Raw genomic sequence first — 24589 nt, 5'->3', positions numbered from 1 at the left:
CTTATTTATCTCCGAATACTGCTCTGTAATCATTCTGGAATTTAACGATACCAGCATCAGTAAGCGGATGATGAAGCATCTGCTCAAGCACCTTATATGGTACAGTGGCAATATCTGCACCTGCCAGAGCACACTGTGTAACGTGTACCGGATGACGAACGCTGGCAGCAATGATCTCAGTCTTGATATCTGCAACTGCAAAGATCTCTGCGATCTGGCGGATCAGGTCAAGACCATCTGTAGAAATATCGTCCAGTCTGCCAAGGAACGGAGATACATAGGTTGCACCTGCTCTTGCAGCAAGAAGTGCCTGATTTGCAGTGAAGATCAGAGTAACATTTGTCTTGATTCCTTCTTTGGACAGAACTTTAACAGCCTTCAGTCCTTCTCCTGTCATCGGGATCTTAACAACCATGTTAGGATGAATCTTAGCGATCTCACGACCCTCACGGATCATACCTTCTGCATCTGTTGTGGTAGCCTTAACCTCACCGCTGATCGGTCCGTCAACGATCTCTGTGATCTCTTTGATAACTTCATTAAAGTCTCTGCCCTCTTTTGCGATCAGAGAAGGGTTTGTGGTAACACCACAGATGATCCCCATATCATTTGCTGCTTTAATATCCTCTACCTTTGCTGTGTCAATAAAAAACTTCATTGTATTTTCCTCCTCTTTCTTAAGCTTAAGCTTACATCCCTGGCCTTATTTAGACCGTTCTTTTTCTTTGATACTCGTAACTGTTTAATACCTCATAGTCACTGATAATTTAATTATAGCAGACTCTTTTGCAAGGTCAAGCCAGGCGATATTTATTAATAGCTTTTTTATTAATAAATACTCGTTTTATAAATAATCATTAGGCGTTACAAGGAAATATCAATGTGAATGTACGGGAAAATCAATCTTTTTATCGTTTTCTGCAACTGCGATCATTCAGATTATTATTAATATTTTTAGCTCGTTTTATTTATTTTTGTTTGTCTTCTGCTTTTTTATCTTTTTTTCCACCTTCGCATAACCAGTAGTTTTTCTGGCAATTACTCTGGGGGAATATTCAATATTATAAAGGCTTGTAGGCTGTATATCTGAAAAAAAGCTGTCCTTGGTGCCGATCTTACGGATAATGATATCACAGGCATCCCTGCCCTTCAGCGCCACAAAATGTTCAATCGTCGTCAGTGCGATCCTGCGGATCCCGGAATAAAAAATATTATCACATCCGATCACAGAAACATCCCTGGGCACATGAAGCCTGGCTTCCTGCAATGCATCCAATGCTCCGATAGCCATCATATCATTTTGTCCTGCTATGGCTGTAAACTGTCGGTTCTCGGAAAGAAGCTCCATGGTCAGTTCATAGCCCATAGAGTATTCTGTATCCATACGGGGCAGCTGCCTGTCCATAGACTCATCTGCCACCTTAATGATCACATGCCCGGAAAGGCCTGCATTTTCATATTCCTTCACAAACCCTTCAATACGCTTTGACCGCTGCCACTGTCTTTTGGTAAGCGGCGGTGTGATAAATGCCACATCCCTGTGTCCCAGATCCAAAAGATGCCGGGCCATCAGCCTGCCAACTACCGTATTATCCTGATTAATGGCATCCACAGTTGTGGTACGCTCCTTGTTGCTGATGATCACAAGAGGAATTTCTTTTGCCATGTCCTCCACCTGCTTTTGAAAATCAGGATGAGGATTGCATGCATAAATAATCCCCTGGGGCCGTATATCTGCCATCATCCGCAGATACTTTTCCTCAAATGCTGCATCTCTTTGGGTATTGCAAATAAACACTCCATACCCTTGTTCATTGGCCACAGATTCAATCCCCTGCAGCAAAAGCACATAATAGGGGCTGGTAAGTGTAGGGCAGAACACCACGATCAGTTTTTCTTTTTTATCGGCCTTTTTGTTCTTGTGGCTGGGAAGCTGGTATCCCAGTTCCCTGGCAGCTTTTTCCACCTTTTCTACAGTGTCCCTCGAAAAAGAAACGTTGTATTTTTTGTTTAAAACCATAGAAACTGTTGCCTGAGAAACCCCTGCCCTTGCAGCAACATCCGATGAGGTCGCTTTTTTCTTTGCCACAGGTCATACCTCCTACAGTTCCACCCTGCCTTCCAGCGCACGCAGAAGTGTTACCTCATCAATATATTCCAGGTCGCCTCCCACCGGCACTCCACTGGCAATACGGCTAACCCGGATCCCGGTAGGCTTGATCAGCTTACTGATATACATTGCTGTAGTTTCCCCTTCCAGACTGGAATTGGTAGCAATAATAACCTCTTTCACATCGCCCTGAAGGCGTTTCATCAGTTCCTTCAGCCGAATATCATCTGGGCCAATCCCCAGCATAGGGGAAATTGCTCCATGAAGAACATGATAGACACCCTCAAACCTGCCTGTCTTCTCGTAGGCCGCCAGATCCCTGGTATTTTCCACCACCATAATAGTGGAATGATCTCTCCTGGGATTGGCACAGATAGGACAGATCTCCTGGTCCGTCAGGGTACAGCAGCATTTACAATACTGTACCTTTTCCCTTGCCTGGGTGATTACAGAGGTAAGCTGATTCACCTGATCCTTTGGCATATTAATAATATGAAAAGCCAGGCGCTGAGCTGATTTGGCTCCGATCCCGGGAAGGGATGACAGCTGCTGGATCAGCTGGTTGATATGGCTGCTGTAATATTCCATCAGAGCGGAAGGCCTCCGCCCATGCCCATACCGCCAGTCAGCTTGGACATCATGGATGTAGACTCCTGCTCAACCTTGCGAAGCGCTTCATTGGTCGCCGCTACGATCAGATCTTCCAGCATTTCCACATCGTCCGGATCTACTGCATCCGGATCGATCTTTACCTTGGTTACTTCTCTTTTGCCGGAAATAGTTACTTCAACTACCCCGCCGCCAGCTGAAGCTGTAAACGCTTTTTCTTCTAATTCTTTCTGGCTTTCTTCCATCTGGCGCTGCATTTTCTGCGCCTGTTTCATAAGATTATTCATATTTCCCGGCATACCCATGCCTGGAAATCCTCCACGTTTTGCCATAATAAACTCCTCCTGTCAATCTTCTTCTATAACTACATCCATATGGATATTCTGGCGGATTGCTTCGTCCACAGTTACCTTGGACAAATTAGTATACGAATGGTTATTTGCCACCAAAAACTGTACCTCAACTGCTTTTCCGGTCTGTGCAGCAATAATATCCATCAGTTCCTGCCTGGCTTCAGGATCATCCACATAATTCTTGCCAAGAAAGTCCTGAAACTCCACATATAATACAGGTTCGCCTGTATCGCCATTGTACTTGGGAACTGCCTTTAAAAGCTGATCTCTGAACACTCCGGTAGTCTGCCCTGCGATCGCCCGCCATCCGGCAACGATCTTCTGCAGATCCTCAGGTGCTGCTTTCGCAGGCTTCTTTTCTTCCTGTGCCTGCTGCGCCCCGGTCTGTTGGACTACACCACCTGATTGTACCACAGTCTGCTGCACTATTGCACCCTCATCTATTCTCTGCTCCAGCACTCTCAGTCTGTCAAGCACAGAATCCAGGTTTGTTTCCATGGCAGGCCTGCAAAGCTTGATCAAACCGATTTCTATAAGCACACGCTTCTGAGTGGCATAACGGATCTGACTGGACAGATCCGAAAAAACCCGTATATAGCGCATTAATGTTTCTGTGTCTACCATCTGGCTTTCTTCTTTTAGAAGCTTCAGATTTTCAGAGGAAACATCTATCGCCTCCTCCGGATTTTCTGAGGTCTTCACAAGAAGAAGGTTCCTCATATACCAGGTAAAATCTCCTACAAACTGACTTAGTTCCCGGCCGCCTGTGATCAGATCCTCCAATGTACGAATGGCACCTGTCACATCTCCGTTAATCACCTTACGCAAAAGCTGGCTAAACACTTCCGTATCCACGGCCCCGAGAACTTCCAGTACCTTGTCATAGGTCAACTCCTGTCCCAGGTAAAAAGCAATACACTGATCCAAAAGACTAAGTGCATCACGCATGGAACCATCCCCTGCCTTTGCCACATAGCGAACCGCCTTTTCTTCTGCTTTCACTCCTTCAATCTTAAGAAGCTCCTCCAGTCTGGCAGAAATGGTATCAATGGATATTCTGTGAAAATCATAACGCTGGCATCTGGAAAGGATAGTGATCGGGATCTTATGGGCTTCTGTTGTGGCAAGGATAAATATCACATAAGCAGGCGGTTCTTCCAGTGTCTTTAACAGTGCATTAAAGGCTCCTGTGGAAAGCATGTGAACCTCATCAATGATATAAACCTTGTAATTACCTTCTGTAGGCCTGTATGCAACCTCCTCACGGATCTCCCTGATATTATCCACACCATTATTAGATGCAGCATCTATCTCAATTACATTCATGGATGTCCCTGCCTGAATCGCTTTGCACATCTCACATTCATTACAGGGGCTTCCGTTGACAGGATGTTTGCAGTTTACTGCTTTCGCCAGAATCTTGGCCACAGTTGTCTTACCGGTACCTCTGGTACCACAGAACAGGTAGGCATGTCCGATACGGCTGGCCTTGATCTGGTTCGTCAATGTTGTCACAATATGATCCTGTCCCTTGACATCCTCAAAATTATCCGGTCTGAACTTCCGGTAGAGAGCAGTATAACTCATAAATCAGCTCCTTGTATTTCAGACATTTGTCCCTTAATCTCCAAAACTGATACCGATCTGCTTTGCAGCCAGCACAGTCTGATCCTTCGGATCTACGGTTTTTAATTTACCAGCACACTCTGCCAGCGGCACTCTCTTGATCTTGCCGTCAACAATACCGATCATCACACCATATTCTCCGTCCAGGATAGCCTCTGCAGCGCCTGCGCCAATCCTAGTAGAAAGAACCCTGTCATAAGCACATGGTTCTCCACCTCTCTGGGTATGGCCCGGAACCGTGATCCTTACTTCTGCCCCTGTCTCAGCAGAAATCTGGTCTGCGATCTCATAAGAAACAGACGGATACTTCTTGGCTCTTGCTTCCAGTTTTTCTTTGTATTTCTTCTTAGGCAGATTAGCATCTTCTTTAGAAATAGCTCCTTCTGCTACTGCAAGGATCGTAAATCGCTTGCCTGCTTTGGCTCTCCTGTTGATAGCCTCAGCAACCTTCTTGATATCATAAGGGATCTCTGGGATCAAAATAATGTCAGCACCGCCTGCAATTCCTGAATGAAGGGTGAGGCTGCCAACCTTGTGTCCCATAACCTCAACAATAAACACACGTCCATGAGATGCTGCTGTTGTATGGATACAGTCAATGGCATTCGTAGCAATATTCACCGCACTCTGGAAACCAAACGTCATGTCAGTTCCCCAGATATCATTATCTATCGTCTTCGGAAGATGGATGATATTCAGCCCTTCCTCTCTTAACAGATTGGCTGTTTTCTGTGTACCATTACCACCCAGGATCACCAGACAATCCAGGCACAGCTTGTAATAAGTCCGCTTCATGGCCTCTACTTTGTCCAGACCGTTGGCATCCGGAACTCTCATCAGCTTAAAGGGCTGTCTGGATGTGCCCAGAATCGTACCTCCCTGCGTCAGTATGCCAGAAAAATCTTTGGAAGTCAGCATCCTGTATTTCCCGTAGATCAGGCCCTTATATCCATCGTCAAAGCCATATACTTCCAGTTCGTCCACACTGTTGGTAAGTCCCTTTACTACGCCTCGCATGGTGGCATTTAATGCCTGGCAGTCACCGCCGCTTGTAAGCAAACCGATCCTTTTGATCATAATTCCTACCCTCCATTTCTGTGTTTTCACACGGTCTTAAAATCTTAATTATTATATACCAAAATATTTTTTCGCACAACAAGAAATAGTTGAAATCTCCCAAAAGCCTTGACAAATCCGTCAAAACTACATATAATAAATTCCGCGCAGCCGGGGAGATAGCGGTGCCCTGTACCTGCAATCCGCTACAGCAGGGGTGATGCCAATCTGAGGCTTGTGATCTGTGGAGCTGCCCTTTATAAGTGGCGTTGACGTCTGGGTCTTACGCAACAGGAATCTATGAACCGTGTCAGGACAGGAATGTAGCAGCACTAAGTAGAAGCTTCTGTGTGCCGTGAGGGCGCCTGGGCCGAGTTAACTGTAAAGGTAACGTCTGTGGATGCATTCCGAGGTGCGGCGCGCAAAAATAAATATATCACATATTCTTTTATTATTATAATAATTTCATATTTTAATCCATTTTCTGACGCGCCAGTATTTTCAGGCGCTTTTTTTCTTCCCTGAGATCTGCAAAAAAAGCAGACAGCATATGAGAGCACTCTTCTTCCAAAACACCCCTTGTCACCTTTACTTTATGATTAAACCCATCCATTTCAAGAAGATTTAATACCGATCCTGCACATCCGGCCTTAGGATTCATACTGCCGATCACCACCTCATCAATTCGTGACTGAACCAGAGCCCCCGCACACATTTGGCATGGTTCCAGGGTCACATACATAGTGCACCCTTCCAGTCTCCAGTCCCCCTGCTTTTTGCTTGCCTTTTTTATTGCATTCAATTCTGCATGGGAAAGGGTATTCTTATCAGTATTTCTCCGATTATAACCCCTTGCAATGATCTTTCCTTCATATACGATCACGCAGCCAATGGGAACCTCCTTCAGTGCCAGTGCTTTTTTTGCCTGACGGATGGCTTCTTTCATATATTTTTCCTGTTCAGTCATTTATCTTTTCCTTTTCGATAATTCCCTGGTGTTTTTCCAGTAAGATTTTTAAATACTTTTCCAAAATAGGCACTGCCAGAAAAACCTGTGGCATATGCAATTTCTGTCACAGACAAATCGGTTTCTGTCAACAATTTTTCGGCCTGCCTGATCCGATAATCCTGCACATAGTCAAAGGGAGTTTTGTGGATACACTCCTGAAAGCAGCGGATACATTCCCGACTGCTTACAGATGCAGCCTCTGCTATTTCTTCCAGTAGGATCTTATGATCGTAATTCTCATGAATATAAGACAGCATGTCCATGATCCTGGTCTGATTTTCTGAATACTGTCCTCTTTTTGACCCTTGAAACATATCCCTGGCCTCTTCCATCAACAGCAGCCAGATTTCACTAAGCAGATTCCTTGTTTGAAATTCCACATTCTCCATCGCCTGCATCCGCCCAAGCTTAATGAGCATTGCCAGCAATTCGCTCTGTCTTTTGATTTCTCCGGCAATCCCCAAAATCTCAAGATGACGATTCTGAAGAATAGGTGCTAAATATTTTGTTTCATAAATGCTTTTAAAATGTCCTGCAAGAAGCGTTGAATGAAACAAATGAGACTCCAGCACGCAGGCCTGGTCTCCGCCCCCATCTTCCATGGAACAAAGAACATTAGAATTTATAAAATAGGCCTGTCCTTTCTGGAATATATAAGATTTACCAGAAGTAAAAACCTTCACACAGCCAGCTTCCACATAATTCAATTCCAGTTCTTCATGCCAGTGCCAGGGGACCTTTGTCTTTTTTATATTCACATGATGGTAGGCGTATGGATATTCCTGTGTGATCCCCTGGATTGCCTCTTGCTGATTTTCTTTGATCCTAATTTTCATTTTACCTGCCCATTTTTACAAAGTCCCTGTTCAGCAGATATTCTTCCGTAAGGTGTTCTGCTATCACCGATAGCTATTTGGAATATATTTTTAATATTACATCTGCTATTTTGTCTATATTTTTATATTTTATGACACTAATATTGTTTTTTTACTTTCTTATCTGAAATATAATTATATCAGAAAACAGCAGAAACTGTAAAGTGATTTCTGAAAGCAGGAAAAAGTCATTGCTGTTCACTCTGCGTACAGTAGCATAAAACCAGCTGCATCCATACAATGACGCATTAACCGTATTACGTATTTTTAAGGAGGAAAACGGATGAAATACGATCTTTTCTACCAGTTAAAAGACTACGCTCAACAGCACCCGGAGCAGTTCAATGGCCAGCCAGAGTCCAATGACAGGCCGCTTCATCATCTCCTGCTGTCCAGGAGCAGTTCACAGGGAGCACAGATCCTGTACCAGTACCCGCTCTTTCCGTTTTTTATTCCAGGTAAAGGCCATTCCTTAAACCAGGGGAATCCAAACATCTCTGCCATGAAACGCTCTTGCTGGTCATAGATGCCTGGCACCCCCAGTATGTACTGCCCGTCTGTCTGCCTGCACAACAAAATATATCCGAAATGACTGTATCCATGCTGCAAGAAACGATTATTACAATATACGCAGTTTTTTCTGCAAATCTGCCTTAAATCCCCTGGGCAAATCCTCCAGCATTGATCACAGTCCGGAAATAAAGCGGGGCTCTCCTCTGCTTCTTCCTGAATAGACTCTGCCTGAAGTTCTCTGCCTTTTGATTCTTTTCTTGCTTCCCCCTCTTGCTGCTGTTCATTTTCCTGCTTTTTATTTTTCTGTTGCTTGTTGTCTTGCTTTTTGTTTTTCTGCTGTTCGTTTTCCTGCTTTTCGTTTTTCTGTTGTTCGTTGTCCTGCTTTTCTGATTCCTGTTTTCGTTCTGAAATTTCCGCCAAAGCCCCTTCGTTCTGCCCTGTCTGTTCATTTTTTTCCAGTTTCTGAAAATGATCCGGCCGGATAGGCAGGTCATCCCACTGGGTTCCCATAAAAGCCCCTGTGTCTGTTTCCAGTATCATTCCACACAACTGGTCCAAACCGACCCCTGCATCTCCCATATTCCCTGCATCAGCCTTCAGCACATTAACAGCAGGATCCCTACTGATCTGAAGACTTCCCAACCAAATTCCAAGTATCAGCCCTTCCTTTCGGATAAATCCATAAATACTGCAGTGTTCCATCTGCTTCTCTTCATGCAGATGAATTTCCATGGTACATTTGCCTTCTCGCACTTCCAGCTTTATAAAGCCACAATTCTCTGCTTTTCTTCCATTTCTGTATTCATATACATATGCAATAAATCTTCTATACCCGTTCAAGTTATTGCCCCTTTTGATTCTCGCTTCATTAATATATATGAACCATCTCTGGAATCATGAAATTAATTTCATTTAATGCTTGACAAACCTTTCAGAAATTAATATAATATCACTTGCAGTTGACGAAGCGTGGCTCAGTTTGGTAGAGCGCTGCGTTCGGGACGCAGAGGCCGTGGGTTCGAATCCCGTCGCTTCGACTACTTATAGAAGCCTGAGAGCATTATGCTTTCAGGCTTTTTCATTTTATTTCAGACGTTTGATACAAAGGAGAATAACTATGGATACCATCACCGTCAGAAATGCTGTTCTTGAAGATGCTCCCCGCATTCTGGAAATCTATTCCTATTATGTAAAGCACACAGCCATCACCTTTGAATATGTAGTTCCAACCTTGAAAGAATTTCAGATCCGCATGAAAAACACTATGCAAAAATACCCATACCTGGTAATAGAACAAAGCGGCCAGGTACAGGGCTATGCTTACGCTGGCTCTTTTGTAAGAAGAGCTGCCTATGACTGGTCTTGCGAACTTTCCATCTATCTGGATCGCAATGCCAGAAACTGTGGCCTGGGACGCAGGATTTATGATGCTCTGGCAAACCGTTTAAAAAAAATGGGGATCCTGAATCTGTACGCATGCATTGGTTATCCACAGACAGAAGATGAATATCTTAGCAAAAACAGTCAGCAGTTCCATGCCCATCTTGGCTTTCAGACTGTGGGGCTGTTCCATAACTGCGGTTACAAATTCGGTCGCTGGTATGACATGATCTGGATGGAAAAAATCATTGGAGAGCATAAAGCAGATCAGCCACCTGTTCAGTTTTTCAGGTAATCAAACGCAATTCTTGGTGTGCCATCATCTGTGTGGATGATCCCACATTCACGAAATCCATATTTCTGTAAGGCTCCCTGCATGGGCTTATTATTTTCGTGAGTATCGATCCTTATATAATCTATTATCTTTGTGCAAAAATCAAAGCAGGCCTTTGTCAGTCCGCGGGTGCTTCCATCAGAAGCTACACGATGGACTGCTCCGTAAGGCAGATCGCTGTGCCAGGCTCCCTGCCAGATTTCCTGATATGTAGGATCCTCCCCCAGGATAAAAGCAAACACACCGGCAATCCGCTCCTGCTTCACGCATACATAAAAATTCCCTTGTTCTATATCTTTCCGGATCAATTTTTCCGGCGGATAAGTCTGTCCCCACTGAGACGCATTCCCCTGCTTCTTCATAAAACTGCGGGCCAATTCATATATCCCCATGATCTGTTCCAGGTCTTTTATTTCTGCTTTTCTGATAATCATCTGCTTCCCCTCCCGGTGCCGTTCTCTTGTTGTCAGCTGCTGCCAAGCTGGCCTATCAGTTATGCCATCCCAGACGTTTTACACTAGCATGTACGCTTCCTGTGATCCAGTCCACGTCATTTGTGATCCAATCCATGATCTCCAGCTGACGTTTCTCCCAGGCAATGGTTGCCTCCCGTGCTTCTGGTGTCTCTTCTGTTTCCATAGAAGTATCAATCTCATTATATCCGAAAATATATCCGCCTGCGCTCCAAATGGTAAAATTACTGTCCGGCCCCGGATCTACCTGATCTCCACGCTGCCGGATCAAAGCATCATGGCGTGCCTTATATTCCTCTGCGCAGCCATCCTTCAGTTTTGTCATAAAGACCCTGTGACGGATCATTTCTTTATTCTCTCTTACAACACCATAATTATAGTACATAAGCCGCATATCTTCCCCAGGCACAGACAACCAGGTAAATGTATCTTCCAGCTGACTGATCAGTTTTTCCTTTGTTGTCTGTGACTGCTGGTCCAATTCCTTATTCCTGTCTTTTTCATAATATCCAAAGATCAGATCCTCTGCATTCCAGATACTGAAATTTCGAATCCGAGCAGCATCCAAAAACGCTGTCAGCTCTGGCCAGATTCTCCCAAGCTTTCTCCTGTAATCATTCATTCTTCCTTCTTTTATCTGCATAGCAAATGCATGTCTTTCCATTTCTTTACCCCCCAATTCTATATCACTTAATTCTTTACCAGTGTTTTTATCATAGCACATTCCGTTTTTCTTTTATATGTTTTTATAATCTTTTCGCAACCACCATATGGATACCGCAGTCTTACAGACATAACATTAACAGATCATGTAACGTACATTGGAATGTACGCCTTTTACAAGCGCAACAGCCCTAGATCTCTCACCTTACAGGAATACACTGCTGCTATCGGTGATTACGCTTTTGCCTATTGTACCGGCCTGACCAGGAGTATTTATGTAACTGTCCAGAGCCAGCCTGTAAGAACCACTAAGATCACTATAGTGGTTCAGTTGTCATCCTAGGTACATCAAAAGTTAAGTTTCTGCTATATTGACGCAGAATGGTTTCTTCATATGCAAGGCATAGCGGTGGCTACGGCGACCAACGACAACGCAGCAGATGAAAAATCAAACAAGTCAATATGGTAGTTACTTAATATTCGATGTACTAGTACAGTGAATATTATTTTTCGCCAACTAACGGATTCCATGTTATTGCTCACCAATCATTAAAGGAAAAGCCTTCACAGCTTAGATAGCTCTTTTTCACAAAGATATTAATTATCTTATTATCATTAAATATATGTCTTTATTATCTTATCGAAATATTAAATATATCATATAATGTTATAAAGTGTTGAAAAAGGAGTTTGTTTATGATAAATGAAGAGACTTTTGCCTCAAGATTAACATCCTTACGAGAACAGAAAAAAGTGTCTGCCAGAGAAATGAGCCTAGATTTGGGGCAAAATGGCAGTTATATCAACCGAATTGAAAACCGAAAAGCCTTCCCTTCCATGCAGTGTTTTTTCTATATATGCGACTATTTACAGATATCTCCTGCTGCTTTTTTTGATGATACCACCAAAGCCCCACATGCACTGGATGCACTTACTGAACTGTTAAAAAACCTGTCTATAGAACAGCTTGAGCTAATCGCCCAGATTGCCCGGGAATTTTCCGAAAAATAAAACATCCATCCAAAAAAGATACTGAAAACAAAACTCTTTTCTTGTCCTCAGTATCTTCTTTCAAATGTCTTTTATTTACTGGTCTTTTATTTACTGATCTTTTCTCATTTTAATCTATTATTCAAACTCCACAGTTCCTGTCGGCTTCGGTGTAAAATCGTAAAGCACACGATTGATACCAGCAACCTCATGTGTAATACGATCTGTAATATGGACCATCAATTCATGGGGAATCTCAGCAACAGTTGCTGTCATAACATCGGTAGTACATACTGCACGAACGATACAGCACCACTCAAAAGAACGCTTTCCGTCTTTGATTCCGGTAGATCTGAATTCCGGAACAACCGTGAAATACTGCCAGATTTTCCCTTCCAGTCCATTCTTTTCAAATTCTTCACGAAGAATTGCGTCGGATTCGCGTACTGCTTCCAAACGGTCACGGGTAATAGCGCCCGGACAGCGAACACCAAGTCCCGGTCCCGGGAACGGCTGACGATAAACCATACCATGAGGAAGACCAAGCTGGTCACCAACAACACGGACCTCATCTTTAAAAAGGATTCTAACAGGCTCTACAAGTTCAAAATCCATATCTTCCGGAAGCCCGCCGGCATTATGATGTGCCTTAATACCTTCTTCAGACTCAAGAATATCCGGCCAGATCGTACCCTGCGCCAGGAATTCAATCCCTTCAAGCTTTCTTGCTTCTTCAGCAAAAACTTCAATGAATTCTCCGCCAATAATCTTTCTCTTTGTCTCAGGATCTTCTACTCCTGCCAGTTTATCAAGAAAACGATCCGTAGCGTCCACATAAACAAGATTTGCATTCATCTGATTGCGGAACACTTCAACCACCTGCTCTGGCTCACCCTTACGAAGCAGGCCATGGTTAACATGGACACATACTAACTGCTGGCCAATTGCTTTGATCAGAAGTGCTGCAACAACAGATGAATCCACTCCACCAGAAAGTGCAAGAAGAACCTTCTTATCTCCCACCTGCTCTTTGATCAATTTAACCTGTTCTTCAATAAATATCTGTGCCAGCTCCGGTGTTGTAATTCTTTCCATATCAGCCGGTCGTCTGATTTCAGTAACGTTCATTGGAAATTCCTCCTCATCCATTAGGTTTTTTTCAATGCCGATTGATTGTCACTTAATTATAAATGACAGGAAAATATTTGACAACCTTTATTTAATATCTATTCTAAAGCATCTTGCTTCATGTACATCCCGCCTTTCTGCTTGCTCACGGTCATAATCTTTGATATCCATAATGGCAAAACATTCTCAGTCATTCTTGGTCAGCTATGGCTTCCACATCCATGCTCGCCACATGTATGTCTTTCCCCGTGGCTGTGCTCATGGTGAGAACACTTAACATCTGGATTATAATCCAGTGTTTCATTAATAAAAGCTTCGACTGCTTCATCCGCATCTCCGGAAACTCCTCCAAAAAGCTTAATACCGGCTGCCGCTAATGCTGTCTGTGCGCCACCTCCGATTCCTCCACAAATCAGAACATCTGCATTTAATGCATTAAGGACTCCCGCCAATGCACCGTGTCCACTTCCATTCGTATCTACTACTTCTGAATATACGACTTTTCCTTCCTCTACATCATAAATCTTAAATGTCTCTGTGTGTCCAAAGTGCTGAAAAATCTTTCCATTTTCATATGTTACTGCTATTCTCATTATACCTTCTCCTTTTTCTGCTGCATATTTTTGATGAATCTCCTGCTTATAACATCCTCCAAGTCCACAGTTACTGCTCTGACCATCACAGATTCTGAAATCTCCACCTTCTATTCTGAGTGGATGTCCATCAATGAGTGCATCTGCTATTTTCTTCCTGGCAATCTCGTAAATTCGTTGAACAGTTGTTCTTGCGACTTGCATAGATGCTGCGCACTGCTCCTGACTATAACCATTCTTATCCAAAAGCCGAATTGTCTCGTACTCATCTACCGTCAGAACAATAGGTTTTTTTATCTCCGTATCATCTACCGGAAGAAATTCTAAAACATTGGGGAAATGACAGACTTTTCTGCATTTTACTGGTCTCGGCATAAACTGCTCCCTTCTTTCTTTTCTTATATATTATCTTCATAAAGAGCATATGTCAATAATATTTTTGTCATATGTCAATTATCCGATTGACTCATTTCAACGAAACAAGTATACTATGTTCATAAAGGAGCTACATATTATGGATTTTGAAAATTACTTTCCAATATGGAATAAATTAACTGCAACGCAGAAAAACCTAATTTCAGATAGTTTAATCACACAGCATGTAAAAAAAGGAACGATCATTCACAACGGAAACCTGGATTGCACTGGATTATTACTGGTTAAATCCGGACAGCTTCGAACTTACTTACTTTCAGATGAAGGACGGGAGATTACCCTTTACCGTCTGTTCGATATGGATATGTGTCTCTTATCCGCCTCATGTATCATACAGTCCATTCAATTTGAAGTAACCATTGAAGCAGAAAAAGATACTGACCTTTGGATCATCCCTGCTGAGATCTATAAAAGCATCATGCAGGAATCTGCTCCCGTCGCAAACTATACCAATGAATTAATGGCTACCCGTTTTTCTGATGTCATGTGGTTGATTGAACAAATCATGTGGAAGAGTTTGGATAAACGTGTTGCTTCATTTCTTTTAGAAGAAACCTCTATCGAAAGAACAAATGAACTAAAAATCACTCACGAAACCATTGCCAGCCATCTTGGTTCACACAGGGAAGTTATCACTCGAATGCTTCGATATTTTCAAAGCGAAGGTCTCGTCAAACTCTCCCGTGGCAAAATCACCATCCTTGATTCGAAAAACCTGGAAATACTCAGAAAATCATAATAGTATTTTTTAATAATCCATACCACATGCATATGACCTTTCGATCAGCGCACGGTCATTGACCACTGCATCGTAGAAACGGAATCCGCCGGAGAAGTTGTATGTTTCATATCCATTTCCTTCCAGAATACGGCTCGCAATATAACTGCGCAGCCCACTCTGGCATATCAGATAAACAGGCTTTTCCTTCTCAACTTCATTGATACGTTCCCTCAGTTCATCTACAGGAATGTTTTTAAATCCATTAATATGTCCCCTGTTAAATTCACCTATAGTTCTCACATCCAGCAACACAGCACTTTTATCTTTAAAGATTTTATCCATATCTTCCAAATGCCATTGTTTTAAGGTACCTTTTGCTATATTGTCTATCATAAATCCAGCCATATTTACAGGATCCTTGGCAGAGGAATACGGCGGTGCATATGACAGATCCAGATCTTTCAACTGGAGTGCCTTCAGCCCTGCATGGATCGCTGTTGCCAGCACATCAATACGTTTATCAACGCCTTCATATCCAATAATCTGAGCACCAAGCAAGCGATAAGTCTCCTTTTCAAAAACAACTTTCATGGTCATGACTTTTCCGCCAGGATAGTAACCGGCATGACTCATAGGAGAAAGAATTACTGTATCTACCTTTAATCCTGACTTTTTGGCATTGGTTTCATTGACGCCTGTAGTAGCTGCTGTCATATCAAATACTTTGATAACGGAGCTTCCCTGACTCCCCAGGTAACGACTATCACCGCCACAAATGTTATCAGCGATAATCCTACCCTGTTTATTGGCTGGACCAGCCAAAGAAATCAGCGCATCATCACCCGTAACATAATGTTTTATCTGAACTGCATCACCTGCAGCATAAATATCCGGTACAGAAGTTTCCATTCTGTCATTCACTACAATACTTCCCTTGATACCAAGTTCCAGACCAGCTTCTTTTGCTAACGTTGTGTCTGGTGTAACTCCGATCGCCAGTACTACCATATCAGCATGAAGGGATGGATTATCTTTCAATAGAATCTCCACTCCGTTGTCTTTTTCTTTAAATCCTTCTACTGTATAGCCCAGTACCAGTTTTATCCCATGCTTTCTCATTTCATTATGGATCATGGATGCCATATCTGGATCAAAAGGATTCATCAGCTGCTTAGGCCGCTGGACAATCGTAACATCCATGCCAAGCTCCCTCAAATTTTCTGCCAACTCTAAGCCAATAAAGCCACCACCAGCCAATACAGCAGATTTGGGATGATTCTTATTAATATATTCCTTGATTCGTAAAGTATCTTCTACTGTACGAAGTGTAAAAAGTTTATTAATGCCTACTCCAGGAAGCTTTGGCTGTGTTGGCTTAGCGCCTGGAGAAAGGATAAGTTTATCATAATTTTCTTCAAATGTTACACCATTCTGTAAATCCTTCACTAAAACAGTTTTACGATCCGGATATATGGAGATAACTTCATGATGAATTTTCATATTAATACGGAAGCGTTTAAAAAAACTCTCTGGTGTCTGTAATGTAAGTTCTTCCGGATCTGTGATCACGTCTCCAATATAGTATGGAAGACCACAATTCGCATAGGAAATGTATCCTGATCTTTCAAATACAGTAATTTCTGCATGTTCATCCAGTCTGCGTATTCTTGCTGCGGCTGTAGCTCCTCCGGCTACACCACCTACTATTATTACCTTCATATTATTTTCCACCTTTCCTGAATAAGCAGCAATGCCACCTATATTATCTCCTTGTCTTTTTCTTTTATGAATTTATTATAATCCAAAATTCATATGTTTTCTGTGATATCATCACGTTCTGTACTGGCTGATACAAAATCAGGGATTCTTTTTTAAAGCACAAATAAAAATATGTGGAATAATAGCAAGCAGTCTTCTTGTATAACTTTATATTGTGTGCGGATTCATTATTCTATCTCCCACTGAACAGCGATCGCTCTAACCGGAGAACCATCACATCCAACTAGTTTCATTGGTAAGGCAATAACATACGGATTTTTAAAATCAATTTTATCAAAAAAAGCCCAGTTTTCTCCTATCATTAATCTATTTTCTGAAAACAAATCATGCACCGGAAATTCTGTTCCACCTGTTTGATCAGCATTAATAGTATCAATACCGATAAAACGAATACCTTTATCTACTAAAAACTTCGCAACTTCTCCATTTACATATGGATGATGGAAAAACTCTTCTGTCCCACGTTTTTTATACCAGTTTGTATTGAATAATACAACTTTACCCTCTGTTATGTCATTTTTATATGGTTCAATATCTTCCATTGTAATTGCTTCATCTGCTTTCTTTTCAGTAACATGTACAACCACTGCGTCTCCTAAAAAGAAATCCAGTTCCATATTATCAATAGTTTCTCCAGTATTTGAAAAATGATATGGTGCATCAACATGTGTTCCTGTTTGCGTTCCCATTACTAATGTTGATAAGTTATATCCTTCTTTTTCTAAAGTTGTTGCAACTGTTACAGATGGTTCCGGATCTCCCGGATAAATTGGTGTATCAGCTGTAAACTCCCATGATAAATCAACTATTTTTTTTATTTTTTTCATTTGTATATCCCTTTATTTATCATTATATGCTTTTATAATTAAGTTCAAATAATCTTCCTTTGTGATTTTTCTTGCATTGTCAGCAGACAAAACATTATTTGCAGATCGTTCAGCTATAGTTTCAAAATTCTCTTCTGTAATACCTTTTATATCTCTAATTGTAGGTATATTTAATTTTCTATTCAATGCTTTAACATATTCTACGGTTTTTAATGCATATTCTTCATCTGTCATACCATCTTCTCTTTTGAGTCCCATCGCACAAGCAATATCTACAAAGCGCTCTGGACAAGCTGGAATATTATATTCCATGACATAAGGTAAGAACAAAGAGTTGGCAACTCCATGAGGTGTGTCAAACCAAGCTCCTACCGTTTCCGCAAATGCATGTACAGCTCCAACATTTGATGAAATAAATGACATGCCGCCAATTGTACTTGCGATCATCATATTTCTTCTTGCATTTCTGTCACTTCCATCATTATATGCTTTTTCCAGATTTTCAGAAATCATAGAAATACCTTTAAGTGCTAAAGCATCTGTAATAGGCTGATGCACTTGTACTGTATACGCTTCTATACAATGTGTTAATGCATCAACTCCGCATGATGCTGTCAAAGATTTTGGTAAGCCTAATGTAATTTCAGGATCACAAATTGCCAGTGTAGGAATCATGTGAACAGGGTCTCCTACTGTCATTTTATACTGTCTTTTTGTATCTGTAATAACTGCACACCATGTAACTTCAGCTCCTGTTCCAGAAGTAGTAGGAATACAAATGAGTGGCAATATCTTCTTCTCTAATTCTGTGTCTCCCCATTCTATTGTAGTTTTTCCATTTGTTACAACAGCGCCAACAGCTTTTGCTTGATCCATAGCTGAGCCCCCGCCAAGAGCTATTAATGCATCTACGTGGTTTTCTTTTGCAAATGCAGCCATTTCATCACAGTCTTCAGCTCTTGGATTCGGTTTTACATTTGTCAATAAATAATTCACAACATTTTCTTTGTCAAGGCTATCCTTCAGGACTTTATAGTGCTCAGAGGATGCTAAAAAAGAGTCTGTAATTACAAGAACTTTTTTAAAGCCTAAATGATTACACTCTTCGCCTACTGTTTTTAACACTCCGTATCCCTCAACTATACGCGTGGCATGAAAAAAATTATTTGTTTCTAACATGGTTGGTCTCCTTTTTTCTTTTGTTATTTTTCATTATATGGTATGTACTTACTATATACTCAAGTCTTTTTTTGTAATTTATTATTTATAAAACATTTATATAGGAGTGAACAAACCAGCAAAATGTACAAAATACTATTAATCCCTATCGAATTATCAAACATTTCAGGACTTTCAAAACAAACTTTATTGTTTTATAAAAAGAAAAAGATCTTTATCTCAGAGTTTAAAAATGAAAAAAGTATCGTTTTTATGGCTTAGAACAAATAGATATTATAGTTACTATACAGACATTACAAACAATTAGTTTATCTTTAACAGAAAATATAGCACAAAGGAATCTTCCTCTTCATATAAACGCTTTACAAAATACTTTATCGGAACTTTCCCTCTAAACGTCAGATATCTCTGTTCTTCCAGCTCCTAATTTCACAGTTTCCATATGTGTTATTGCTAAACCCTGAAGTTTGCATCATTGAAAAAAGGGTATAAAAAAACAGTCTGCTCTGACGGAAAATAATTCCATCAAAACAAACTGTTCTTCATATTCAGATGTTCAGCCACAAAACACCTTTTTGACAATTCAATAAACTGATTAATTGCACAGTATTTCCCCTACAGGCTTTCTCTTAGTAGCAATCCCTAATCGTTCCATGTCTAATTTAAAAAGTTCACTTGGATATCCATATGCATCAAATCCCTCTGGCTTGCAGATATCTCTGTTCAGATACTCACTAAGTTCCCATTGATACTTTGTTTCTTTCTCCAACTTTTTATCAAAATACTGTGTATCCATTACCATTCGATTAATGCCACCAACTGCTTTCTTACCATGAGTTTTGGTTACAATTGTATCGCCTGACATTTTAAAATACTGCCCTATCTGATCCTCGGAATATCCCATTTCCTGCATCATCCCATAAATCACACGGCTGATATACATTGCATAGCAATTCCAGTTTCTTGGTTCAATATCTGTCATTGCTATTGTGTAACGATTACTAGCATTTACAATAAACAAGACATTTCTTCCTTTTATTTTCGTCAAATGTGTGTCCCAGCAAAACACAAGTGAAGCACCATTGCTTTCTTCAATCTTTGTTGTTTTTAGTCGATTTTGAACTGCTTTTGTTGCACCAATCTCCATGTGTATCACCTGCTCATCTCCATGATAACTCCCGGATGACGCTTATCTTCCTTTATCCATTTTTCAAGTTCCCAGAATTTATCTGATGCAGGCTTTTTATCATCATTTAGAAAATTTACATACTTTTTAACAAGATCTTCCATATAATTTTACTGCCAGCCTGATATTCTTTCTCGAAATAGTTTCCAATCCTTTTTTTCTTATGTCCATGATTTTGAACCTTCTCAATCTCATGTTAGTCTCAGCAAACAATTTCAGAGATGAGACTGACATGAAACTATAACTTTATAATTTACCTACAAATCCCGGGATTATCGCATTTTGCCATATCATAGAGTCTCACTTACTCTCAGATCTCGCGAGACTTCGTTGAGACTCACTTTGAAATATTCTTGAGTAAAAGTTTGGGTGTCACATTGAGTACCAAATTTACTGTCATCAGTCAAAGATTCTAGTGATATCCTGATACTGGTTAATTACACGATAAATTTCTACATACTCACTGCCCACTTTATAGATAATCACATACTCTTCCCATATCGCATATTTATAATCTGTTCGAAAACTGACCCGTTTGGAGAGATCCGACCCAATTCCAGAAAACATCTGAAGGTTTTCAAATTTACCGTAAATTTCCTTCATGGTCTTTGCCGCATATTCCTCGTTGTCTTCAGCAATGTAATCCCGAATATTCTTCAGATCCTTTGCAACAATCGGATTGATCCGCAGTTTTAACATCTTATTCCCCCACAAGTGATTTTAATTCATCCAGATCCAGCCAGCCTTCTCCGTCTTTCACTGCTTCTTCGGCTTCCTGCAGCTTCATCAGAAGCTTTTTCTCTGCCCGATCACGCTCATAATCTTCAATATCCATGACAACGAAACGTCCTCTGCCATTTTTGGTCAGATATACTGGTTCTCCTTTATGACAGTTTTTCAGGACTTCATTATAATTTCTCAAATCAGATACTGGTAAAATATTTGCCATATTCTTTCAGCTCCTTTCTTTGATTTATATTGTTTCTGCTACTTCTAGTATACATAAAAAGTTGTAAAATTCAACGTGAAGTTTTACAGCTTTATTCAAACTATGCTTTTTTACCTAAAAGAAGCTGCCCACTACGGACAGCCTCTTCTCTATAATAAGATTTTCATTACTGATATATGTCCACCAATCCTATTTTTAACATTGAATCTGAAAACTCATATGCCGCTCCATCACCGTTAAGATTCAGATACATATTATTCAAGTCATTCTCATTTACGATCCATGCCATATTCACCTGTATACTCTCACCAGGTTTTAATGAAGAAATATAGTTTCCTCCATTTCCATAATCCTCTGATAAACTGCTGTATGTCATTTCAGCTGTACGTGCAACACTATCCCATATAACACGATCGTAGTCATCTCCGGACTGTTCTGTCGGATCGTAAATTTGATATGCTCCATCTTCATGGTCCATCAACAGCAATGTACCGATATAAAGCATGCCGGGTATGGACGGGGATATGTGGACGCTGGCCCAGCAGACCCTTTCCAAGCTGAAACGTATGACGGATTCTGACTATGACAGCCAGAAATTCTATTTCACAGACGAGAACGAATAAATAACAGCAGACGCCGGGCGCGGCGGCCATGTGGCCGCTTGCGTCCGGCGTCTTTTCTTTTTGCCTGTTCCTACGCATTTAGAACCCAGTATTGACGGGGATAGGATAAAGTATTCGCCCACCTCTGCAAACGTGCGGGAGAAGCCTTGAAACTGGCGGTTATCAGCCCCGAAAGGCGTAGGTTACAGTCATTATTAGCCCCCGAAACAGGTACAGACGCGCAGCGGGTGTATCTGTTTCGGGGGTGTGCAGGTGATAGCCGCAAAGCGGCGTAAGAGGGTGCAGCCCTCTTGATCGTTATTCTTGTTCCAGCGGGAAGCTCGGCAACGCTTCCAGCAGCTTTAAGGAAATGTGCTGCCGCATATCCTCGTCAATGACTTTTTTCACTTTGCCGCCCGGCTGCCTGCTCTCCACCGTGGAAAGCTCGTCGATGTAGTCCGCATAGTGGGCCAGCACCTTTTCTGTGGCCCACTTCTCACCGGCAACGGCGGCTTTGATTGTTTCATAGTCCAGCAGCTTTTCTTGTCCGTCCATCCTGATACCCCCGTCAGATTGATTTTTTCCATGATACCATATCTGGGAGTATGGAGCCAGAGAAACCGGCGATTTTCTGCTGGTAAATTCTACGCATTTAGAGCGGCACTATGGCGGGGATAGGATAAAACACTCACATACCCCACCGACTATGCGGAAAAAACCTTGAAATATAGGGCTTTTTAAGGCCCTAAATGCGTAGGTTGGTGCTTTGTTGCGATATGCTCCACGGTTACGGTGTATTGTTCATATTCTGTTTTCGGGAATCTTTATGAAATCTTCAAAATTGCCCGGTATGCTATCCGAAAAATCAAAGAAAGGACTTGATTATATGGATATGATTTTGAAAACGACTGACCTCTGCAAAAATTTCAAGGGGCAAATGGCGGTAAACAATGTGTCACTGAACATCCGGCGCAACTCGGTTTATGGTCTGCTGGGGCCGAATGGGGCTGGCAAATCCACGATCTTAAAAATGCTCACCGGCATTTTGCGCCCCACATCGGGAAGCATCGAGTTTGACGGCCACCCGTGGAAGCGGAATGATCTGGAGCATATCGGTGCTTTGATTGAGATGCCCCCGCTTTACGAAAATCTGACTGCATACGAAAATCTCAAAGTCAGAACTACATTGCTCGGCCTGGACGATGCACGAATTAACGAGGTATTGCAAATTGTCCAGCTCACGAATACCGGCAAGAAACGGACCGGGCAGTTTTCTCTTGGTATGAAGCAGCGGCTTGGTATTGCTATTGCATTGCTGAACAGTCCCCAGCTTTTGATTCTGGATGAACCGACTAACGGCCTTGACCCTTTAGGGATTGAGGAACTTCGAGAGTTAATTCGCTCTTTTCCCTGCAAAGGGATTACAGTTATTTTGTCCAGCCATATTCTGTCAGAAGTCCAGCAGATTGCAGATCATGTGGGTATCATTGCTGGCGGCGTCCTTGGATATGAGGGAGAGCTTCGCGCCGGTGAAGATTTGGAACAACTCTTTATGGATGTTATTCGCAGAAATGGTAAGGAGGGATATTAAATGGAGATGGCATATATTCAGGCAGAGAACCTAAAGCATAAGAGAACTTTCACAAAAACGCTGATCGTTCTGGCCCCGTTTGTAACTGCGCTTATGAACTTTTTTGCCCCTCTTTGGTTCCAGCTCAATTCTTATAATTGGTGGTATATCCTGCTTTATCCTGGATTCCTTACGCTCACCTGTGCCTTGATTGAACAGCGGGATAATGGCAAACTAAAATATCGTGCCGTTGCTTCATTGCCTGTTTCGCAGAACAAAGTCTGGAAAGCAAAAATTGGAGTGGCCGGTATTTACTCCTGTGTGGGGAATTTCATTTTCCTGGCGCTAAATCTGTTGGGCGGTTTTGCAATATTAGTTATCAACGAAATTCCCCTGACAATCGGAATTTGGCAGGCTGCGGCCGGAACAGCTTGTATTGTCATTGCAAGCCTATGGGAAGTTCCGCTGTGCTTATGGTTATCAAAAAAAGTTGGTATCTTTGTCACGGTTATTCTTAATGCCGGACTTGGAAGCGTTTTAGGGATTTTCACGGCTACAACCTCTTTGTGGATGATCTGCCCGTATAGCTGGGTGCCGCATCTTATGATTTCCGTGTTAGGTATTTTGCCTAATGGTGAGCCGGTTGCAGATCAGAGTACGGCAATGGCATTTTGGATGATTATACTTGTATTGGTCATTTCGCTGGCCTGGTTTGCGGCGCTGTCATTTTTAACTGCAAGATGGTTTGAGAAAAAGGAGGTGGGGTAACTATGGTATCTGTGGTTCGCTGCTGGAAAGCAGAATATCAGAAGTGTAAACATAGCATTTTGCTCTATATGCACAGCATGATTCCGATTATATGTGCGGTGATTTTTGCGGGTTACTATCATATATCCAGATGGGAACTGGCAACCAAAATCAGTGCCTATCTGGAAGTGCTGGCCGTTGCGTTCCCGTTTCTGATCGGCATTATTGTGGGCCTGGTTGTTCAGATCGAAAATCAGGCCGGGCATTATCAGCTTTTGTTGGGAACAATCCCATCTCGCATGGCAACGTATATTGGTAAACTTGGTTTTCTGATGATCTGTGCTTTTGGCGCAACATTTTTAGCGTTAGGAACATTCGCTGCACTATATAGGGATGTTCCGGCAAGCCTTTACCTGAAAGCAGGGATTCTATTGTTGATTACCATGCTTCCCATTTACCTGATTCATTTGTTTGTGGGAATGAGCTTCGGAAAAGGTGCATCTATGGGATTGGGAATTGCAGGGAGTTTAATAGCTGCCCTTATGATAACAGGGCTTGGTGACGCTACATGGAAATATATTCCCTGGGCCTGGGGCGTTCGTGCTATGGATTACACTGTGCTTGCATGGGATAGCCCCCAACTGTATGCACAGGTAAAAACCGATTTTTTCAGCGGTATGATTATTTCTGTATGCTGCACTGTTTGTCTGCTGATTGCCAGTTTGGTTTGGTTTCATGGTTGGGAGGGAGGTAAAAACAGTGAATAAAAAGTGCCTGTTTGCCGTGGTAATAAGGGCACTGAAAAAGTCTGATTCTAAAAAAGAATTGGGCTTTTTTTCGTATTTCCATTATAATAGAAATATAAGGAGGGAGCGGCTACCA

30 protein-coding genes, 1 tRNA gene and 1 other RNA gene are annotated in these 24589 nt (G+C 41.8%); 10 read left to right on the top strand and 22 right to left on the bottom strand.

From position 1 onward, the window contains the following. Nucleotide 1 precedes the first annotated feature (1 nt). The 6 genes from fsa to OCV61_RS15420 form a co-directional block, all read right to left on the bottom strand. Nucleotides 2-658 carry a fructose-6-phosphate aldolase gene (fsa, locus tag OCV61_RS15445; RefSeq protein ID WP_158422568.1) on the bottom strand — a complete coding sequence of 219 codons (657 nt, stop codon included), beginning with the start codon at nt 656-658 and terminating at the stop codon, nt 2-4. 306 nt (nt 659-964) lie between these two features. Next, nucleotides 965-2089 (bottom strand): LacI family DNA-binding transcriptional regulator, encoded by a 1125-nt coding sequence (locus tag OCV61_RS15440; RefSeq protein WP_158422567.1) that lies wholly within the window; start codon nt 2087-2089, stop codon nt 965-967. Nucleotides 2090-2101: 12 nt separating this feature from the next. Next, on the bottom strand, nt 2102-2698 hold the full coding sequence (gene recR / locus OCV61_RS15435) for a recombination mediator RecR (RefSeq protein WP_158422566.1): 597 nt from the start codon (nt 2696-2698) through the stop codon (nt 2102-2104). Further along, entirely contained in the window at nt 2698-3051 is a 354-nt protein-coding gene (locus OCV61_RS15430) for a YbaB/EbfC family nucleoid-associated protein (protein ID WP_158422565.1), read from the bottom strand. The genes recR and OCV61_RS15430 overlap by 1 nt, the downstream gene beginning before the upstream one ends. A 15-nt stretch (nt 3052-3066) precedes the next feature. Then, entirely contained in the window at nt 3067-4659 is a 1593-nt protein-coding gene (gene dnaX / locus OCV61_RS15425; protein WP_158422564.1) for a DNA polymerase III subunit gamma/tau, read from the bottom strand. A 33-nt stretch (nt 4660-4692) separates the two neighbouring features. Next, nucleotides 4693-5775: a 6-phosphofructokinase gene (locus OCV61_RS15420; RefSeq protein ID WP_158422563.1), complete on the bottom strand. Its 1083-nt coding sequence runs from the start codon at nt 5773-5775 to the stop codon at nt 4693-4695. A gap of 142 nt (nt 5776-5917) precedes the next feature. Between OCV61_RS15420 and ffs the strand changes: the two genes are divergently transcribed. Beyond that, nucleotides 5918-6177: signal recognition particle sRNA large type (ffs, locus tag OCV61_RS15415), an RNA gene on the top strand. A 49-nt stretch (nt 6178-6226) separates the two neighbouring features. Here the strand turns inward: ffs and tadA are convergent. From tadA to OCV61_RS15400, 3 genes are all read right to left on the bottom strand, one after another. Beyond that, a complete protein-coding gene (gene tadA, locus OCV61_RS15410; RefSeq protein WP_158422562.1) occupies nt 6227-6721 on the bottom strand; it encodes a tRNA adenosine(34) deaminase TadA in 495 nt (164 codons plus the stop codon). After that, nucleotides 6718-7599 carry a helix-turn-helix domain-containing protein gene (locus OCV61_RS15405; protein WP_158422561.1) on the bottom strand — a complete coding sequence of 294 codons (882 nt, stop codon included), beginning with the start codon at nt 7597-7599 and terminating at the stop codon, nt 6718-6720. The genes tadA and OCV61_RS15405 overlap by 4 nt, the downstream gene beginning before the upstream one ends. A 417-nt stretch (nt 7600-8016) precedes the next feature. After that, complete coding sequence (locus OCV61_RS15400; protein WP_158422560.1) at nt 8017-8991, bottom strand: DUF6128 domain-containing protein; 975 nt, start codon at nt 8989-8991, stop codon at nt 8017-8019. Nucleotides 8992-9114: 123 nt separating this feature from the next. Between OCV61_RS15400 and OCV61_RS15395 the strand changes: the two genes are divergently transcribed. Both OCV61_RS15395 and OCV61_RS15390 read left to right on the top strand, forming a co-directional pair. Continuing rightward, nucleotides 9115-9188 (top strand) — tRNA-Pro (locus OCV61_RS15395). An 80-nt stretch (nt 9189-9268) separates the two neighbouring features. After that, complete coding sequence (locus tag OCV61_RS15390; protein ID WP_158422559.1) at nt 9269-9826, top strand: GNAT family N-acetyltransferase; 558 nt, start codon at nt 9269-9271, stop codon at nt 9824-9826. On the opposite strand, the gene OCV61_RS15385 is transcribed toward OCV61_RS15390, so the two are convergent. Both OCV61_RS15385 and OCV61_RS15380 read right to left on the bottom strand, forming a co-directional pair. After that, entirely contained in the window at nt 9811-10299 is a 489-nt protein-coding gene (locus tag OCV61_RS15385) for a GNAT family N-acetyltransferase (protein ID WP_158422558.1), read from the bottom strand. The genes OCV61_RS15390 and OCV61_RS15385 overlap by 16 nt on opposite strands. Nucleotides 10300-10354: 55 nt before the next feature. Continuing rightward, the gene (locus OCV61_RS15380) at nt 10355-11002 is read right to left on the bottom strand and encodes an L-rhamnose mutarotase (RefSeq protein ID WP_158422557.1); all 648 of its coding nucleotides are present in this window, start codon (nt 11000-11002) and stop codon (nt 10355-10357) included. Between the two features lie 48 nt (nt 11003-11050). On the opposite strand from OCV61_RS15380, the gene OCV61_RS18940 reads away from it, so the two are divergent. Further along, nucleotides 11051-11344, top strand: a complete 294-nt coding sequence (locus OCV61_RS18940) for a leucine-rich repeat protein (RefSeq protein WP_416797730.1) — start codon at nt 11051-11053, stop codon at nt 11342-11344. Nucleotides 11345-11697: 353 nt separating this feature from the next. After that, on the top strand, nt 11698-12012 hold the full coding sequence (locus tag OCV61_RS15375) for a helix-turn-helix domain-containing protein (protein ID WP_158422555.1): 315 nt from the start codon (nt 11698-11700) through the stop codon (nt 12010-12012). A 117-nt stretch (nt 12013-12129) separates the two neighbouring features. Here OCV61_RS15375 and guaA read toward each other — a convergent pair whose 3' ends face one another. Both guaA and OCV61_RS15365 read right to left on the bottom strand, forming a co-directional pair. Further along, a complete protein-coding gene (guaA, locus tag OCV61_RS15370; protein WP_334292249.1) occupies nt 12130-13086 on the bottom strand; it encodes a glutamine-hydrolyzing GMP synthase in 957 nt (318 codons plus the stop codon). A 233-nt stretch (nt 13087-13319) separates the two neighbouring features. After that, nucleotides 13320-14087, bottom strand: coding sequence for a DUF134 domain-containing protein (locus OCV61_RS15365; RefSeq protein WP_158422553.1), 768 nt, complete (start codon nt 14085-14087; stop codon nt 13320-13322). Nucleotides 14088-14226: 139 nt separating this feature from the next. Here OCV61_RS15365 and OCV61_RS15360 point away from each other — a divergent pair, with 139 nt between their 5' ends. After that, entirely contained in the window at nt 14227-14886 is a 660-nt protein-coding gene (locus tag OCV61_RS15360; RefSeq protein WP_262583167.1) for a Crp/Fnr family transcriptional regulator, read from the top strand. A gap of 9 nt (nt 14887-14895) precedes the next feature. Here the strand turns inward: OCV61_RS15360 and OCV61_RS15355 are convergent, their stop codons facing one another. The 8 genes from OCV61_RS15355 to OCV61_RS15320 form a co-directional block, all read right to left on the bottom strand. Beyond that, nucleotides 14896-16587, bottom strand: coding sequence for an FAD-dependent oxidoreductase (locus OCV61_RS15355; protein WP_158422551.1), 1692 nt, complete (start codon nt 16585-16587; stop codon nt 14896-14898). Between the two features lie 227 nt (nt 16588-16814). After that, nucleotides 16815-17474: a cyclase family protein gene (locus tag OCV61_RS15350; RefSeq protein ID WP_158422550.1), complete on the bottom strand. Its 660-nt coding sequence runs from the start codon at nt 17472-17474 to the stop codon at nt 16815-16817. 12 nt (nt 17475-17486) lie between these two features. Next, complete coding sequence (locus OCV61_RS15345) at nt 17487-18653, bottom strand: iron-containing alcohol dehydrogenase (RefSeq protein ID WP_158422549.1); 1167 nt, start codon at nt 18651-18653, stop codon at nt 17487-17489. A 595-nt stretch (nt 18654-19248) separates the two neighbouring features. Beyond that, nucleotides 19249-19800, bottom strand: coding sequence for a DUF6933 domain-containing protein (locus OCV61_RS15340; protein ID WP_158422548.1), 552 nt, complete (start codon nt 19798-19800; stop codon nt 19249-19251). Nucleotides 19801-19805: 5 nt separating this feature from the next. Next, a complete protein-coding gene (locus tag OCV61_RS15335) occupies nt 19806-19943 on the bottom strand; it encodes a hypothetical protein (protein ID WP_173729224.1) in 138 nt (45 codons plus the stop codon). A 295-nt stretch (nt 19944-20238) separates the two neighbouring features. Then, entirely contained in the window at nt 20239-20538 is a 300-nt protein-coding gene (locus OCV61_RS15330; protein WP_158422547.1) for a type II toxin-antitoxin system RelE/ParE family toxin, read from the bottom strand. 1 nt (nt 20539) lies between these two features. Further along, nucleotides 20540-20788 carry a type II toxin-antitoxin system prevent-host-death family antitoxin gene (locus OCV61_RS15325; RefSeq protein WP_158422546.1) on the bottom strand — a complete coding sequence of 83 codons (249 nt, stop codon included), beginning with the start codon at nt 20786-20788 and terminating at the stop codon, nt 20540-20542. A gap of 166 nt (nt 20789-20954) precedes the next feature. After that, a complete protein-coding gene (locus OCV61_RS15320; protein ID WP_262583163.1) occupies nt 20955-21269 on the bottom strand; it encodes a hypothetical protein in 315 nt (104 codons plus the stop codon). 31 nt (nt 21270-21300) lie between these two features. On the opposite strand from OCV61_RS15320, the gene OCV61_RS15315 reads away from it, so the two are divergent. Beyond that, the gene (locus OCV61_RS15315) at nt 21301-21411 is read left to right on the top strand and encodes a transposon-transfer assisting family protein (protein WP_262583161.1); all 111 of its coding nucleotides are present in this window, start codon (nt 21301-21303) and stop codon (nt 21409-21411) included. A gap of 297 nt (nt 21412-21708) precedes the next feature. On the opposite strand, the gene OCV61_RS15310 is transcribed toward OCV61_RS15315, so the two are convergent. Then, nucleotides 21709-21945, bottom strand: a complete 237-nt coding sequence (locus OCV61_RS15310) for a helix-turn-helix domain-containing protein (RefSeq protein WP_158422545.1) — start codon at nt 21943-21945, stop codon at nt 21709-21711. A gap of 331 nt (nt 21946-22276) precedes the next feature. Here OCV61_RS15310 and OCV61_RS15305 point away from each other — a divergent pair, with 331 nt between their 5' ends. The 3 genes from OCV61_RS15305 to OCV61_RS15295 are packed head-to-tail and all read left to right on the top strand — an operon-like array spanning nt 22277 to nt 24474. Then, a complete protein-coding gene (locus tag OCV61_RS15305) occupies nt 22277-22981 on the top strand; it encodes a lantibiotic protection ABC transporter ATP-binding protein (RefSeq protein WP_262583174.1) in 705 nt (234 codons plus the stop codon). Beyond that, nucleotides 22982-23728, top strand: coding sequence for a lantibiotic immunity ABC transporter MutE/EpiE family permease subunit (locus tag OCV61_RS15300; RefSeq protein ID WP_008705323.1), 747 nt, complete (start codon nt 22982-22984; stop codon nt 23726-23728). It begins immediately after the preceding gene. 2 nt (nt 23729-23730) lie between these two features. Next, nucleotides 23731-24474, top strand: a complete 744-nt coding sequence (locus tag OCV61_RS15295; protein ID WP_158422543.1) for a lantibiotic immunity ABC transporter MutG family permease subunit — start codon at nt 23731-23733, stop codon at nt 24472-24474. The last annotated feature ends 115 nt before the right edge of the window (nt 24475-24589 follow it).

Origin of the sequence: Blautia ammoniilytica, assembly GCF_025566965.1 — a bacterium.
Lineage (GTDB): Bacteria > Bacillota > Clostridia > Lachnospirales > Lachnospiraceae > Blautia_A > Blautia_A ammoniilytica.
The sequence above is the reverse complement of the archived record's forward strand: the minus strand, read 5'-3'. Positions and strand labels throughout refer to the sequence as shown.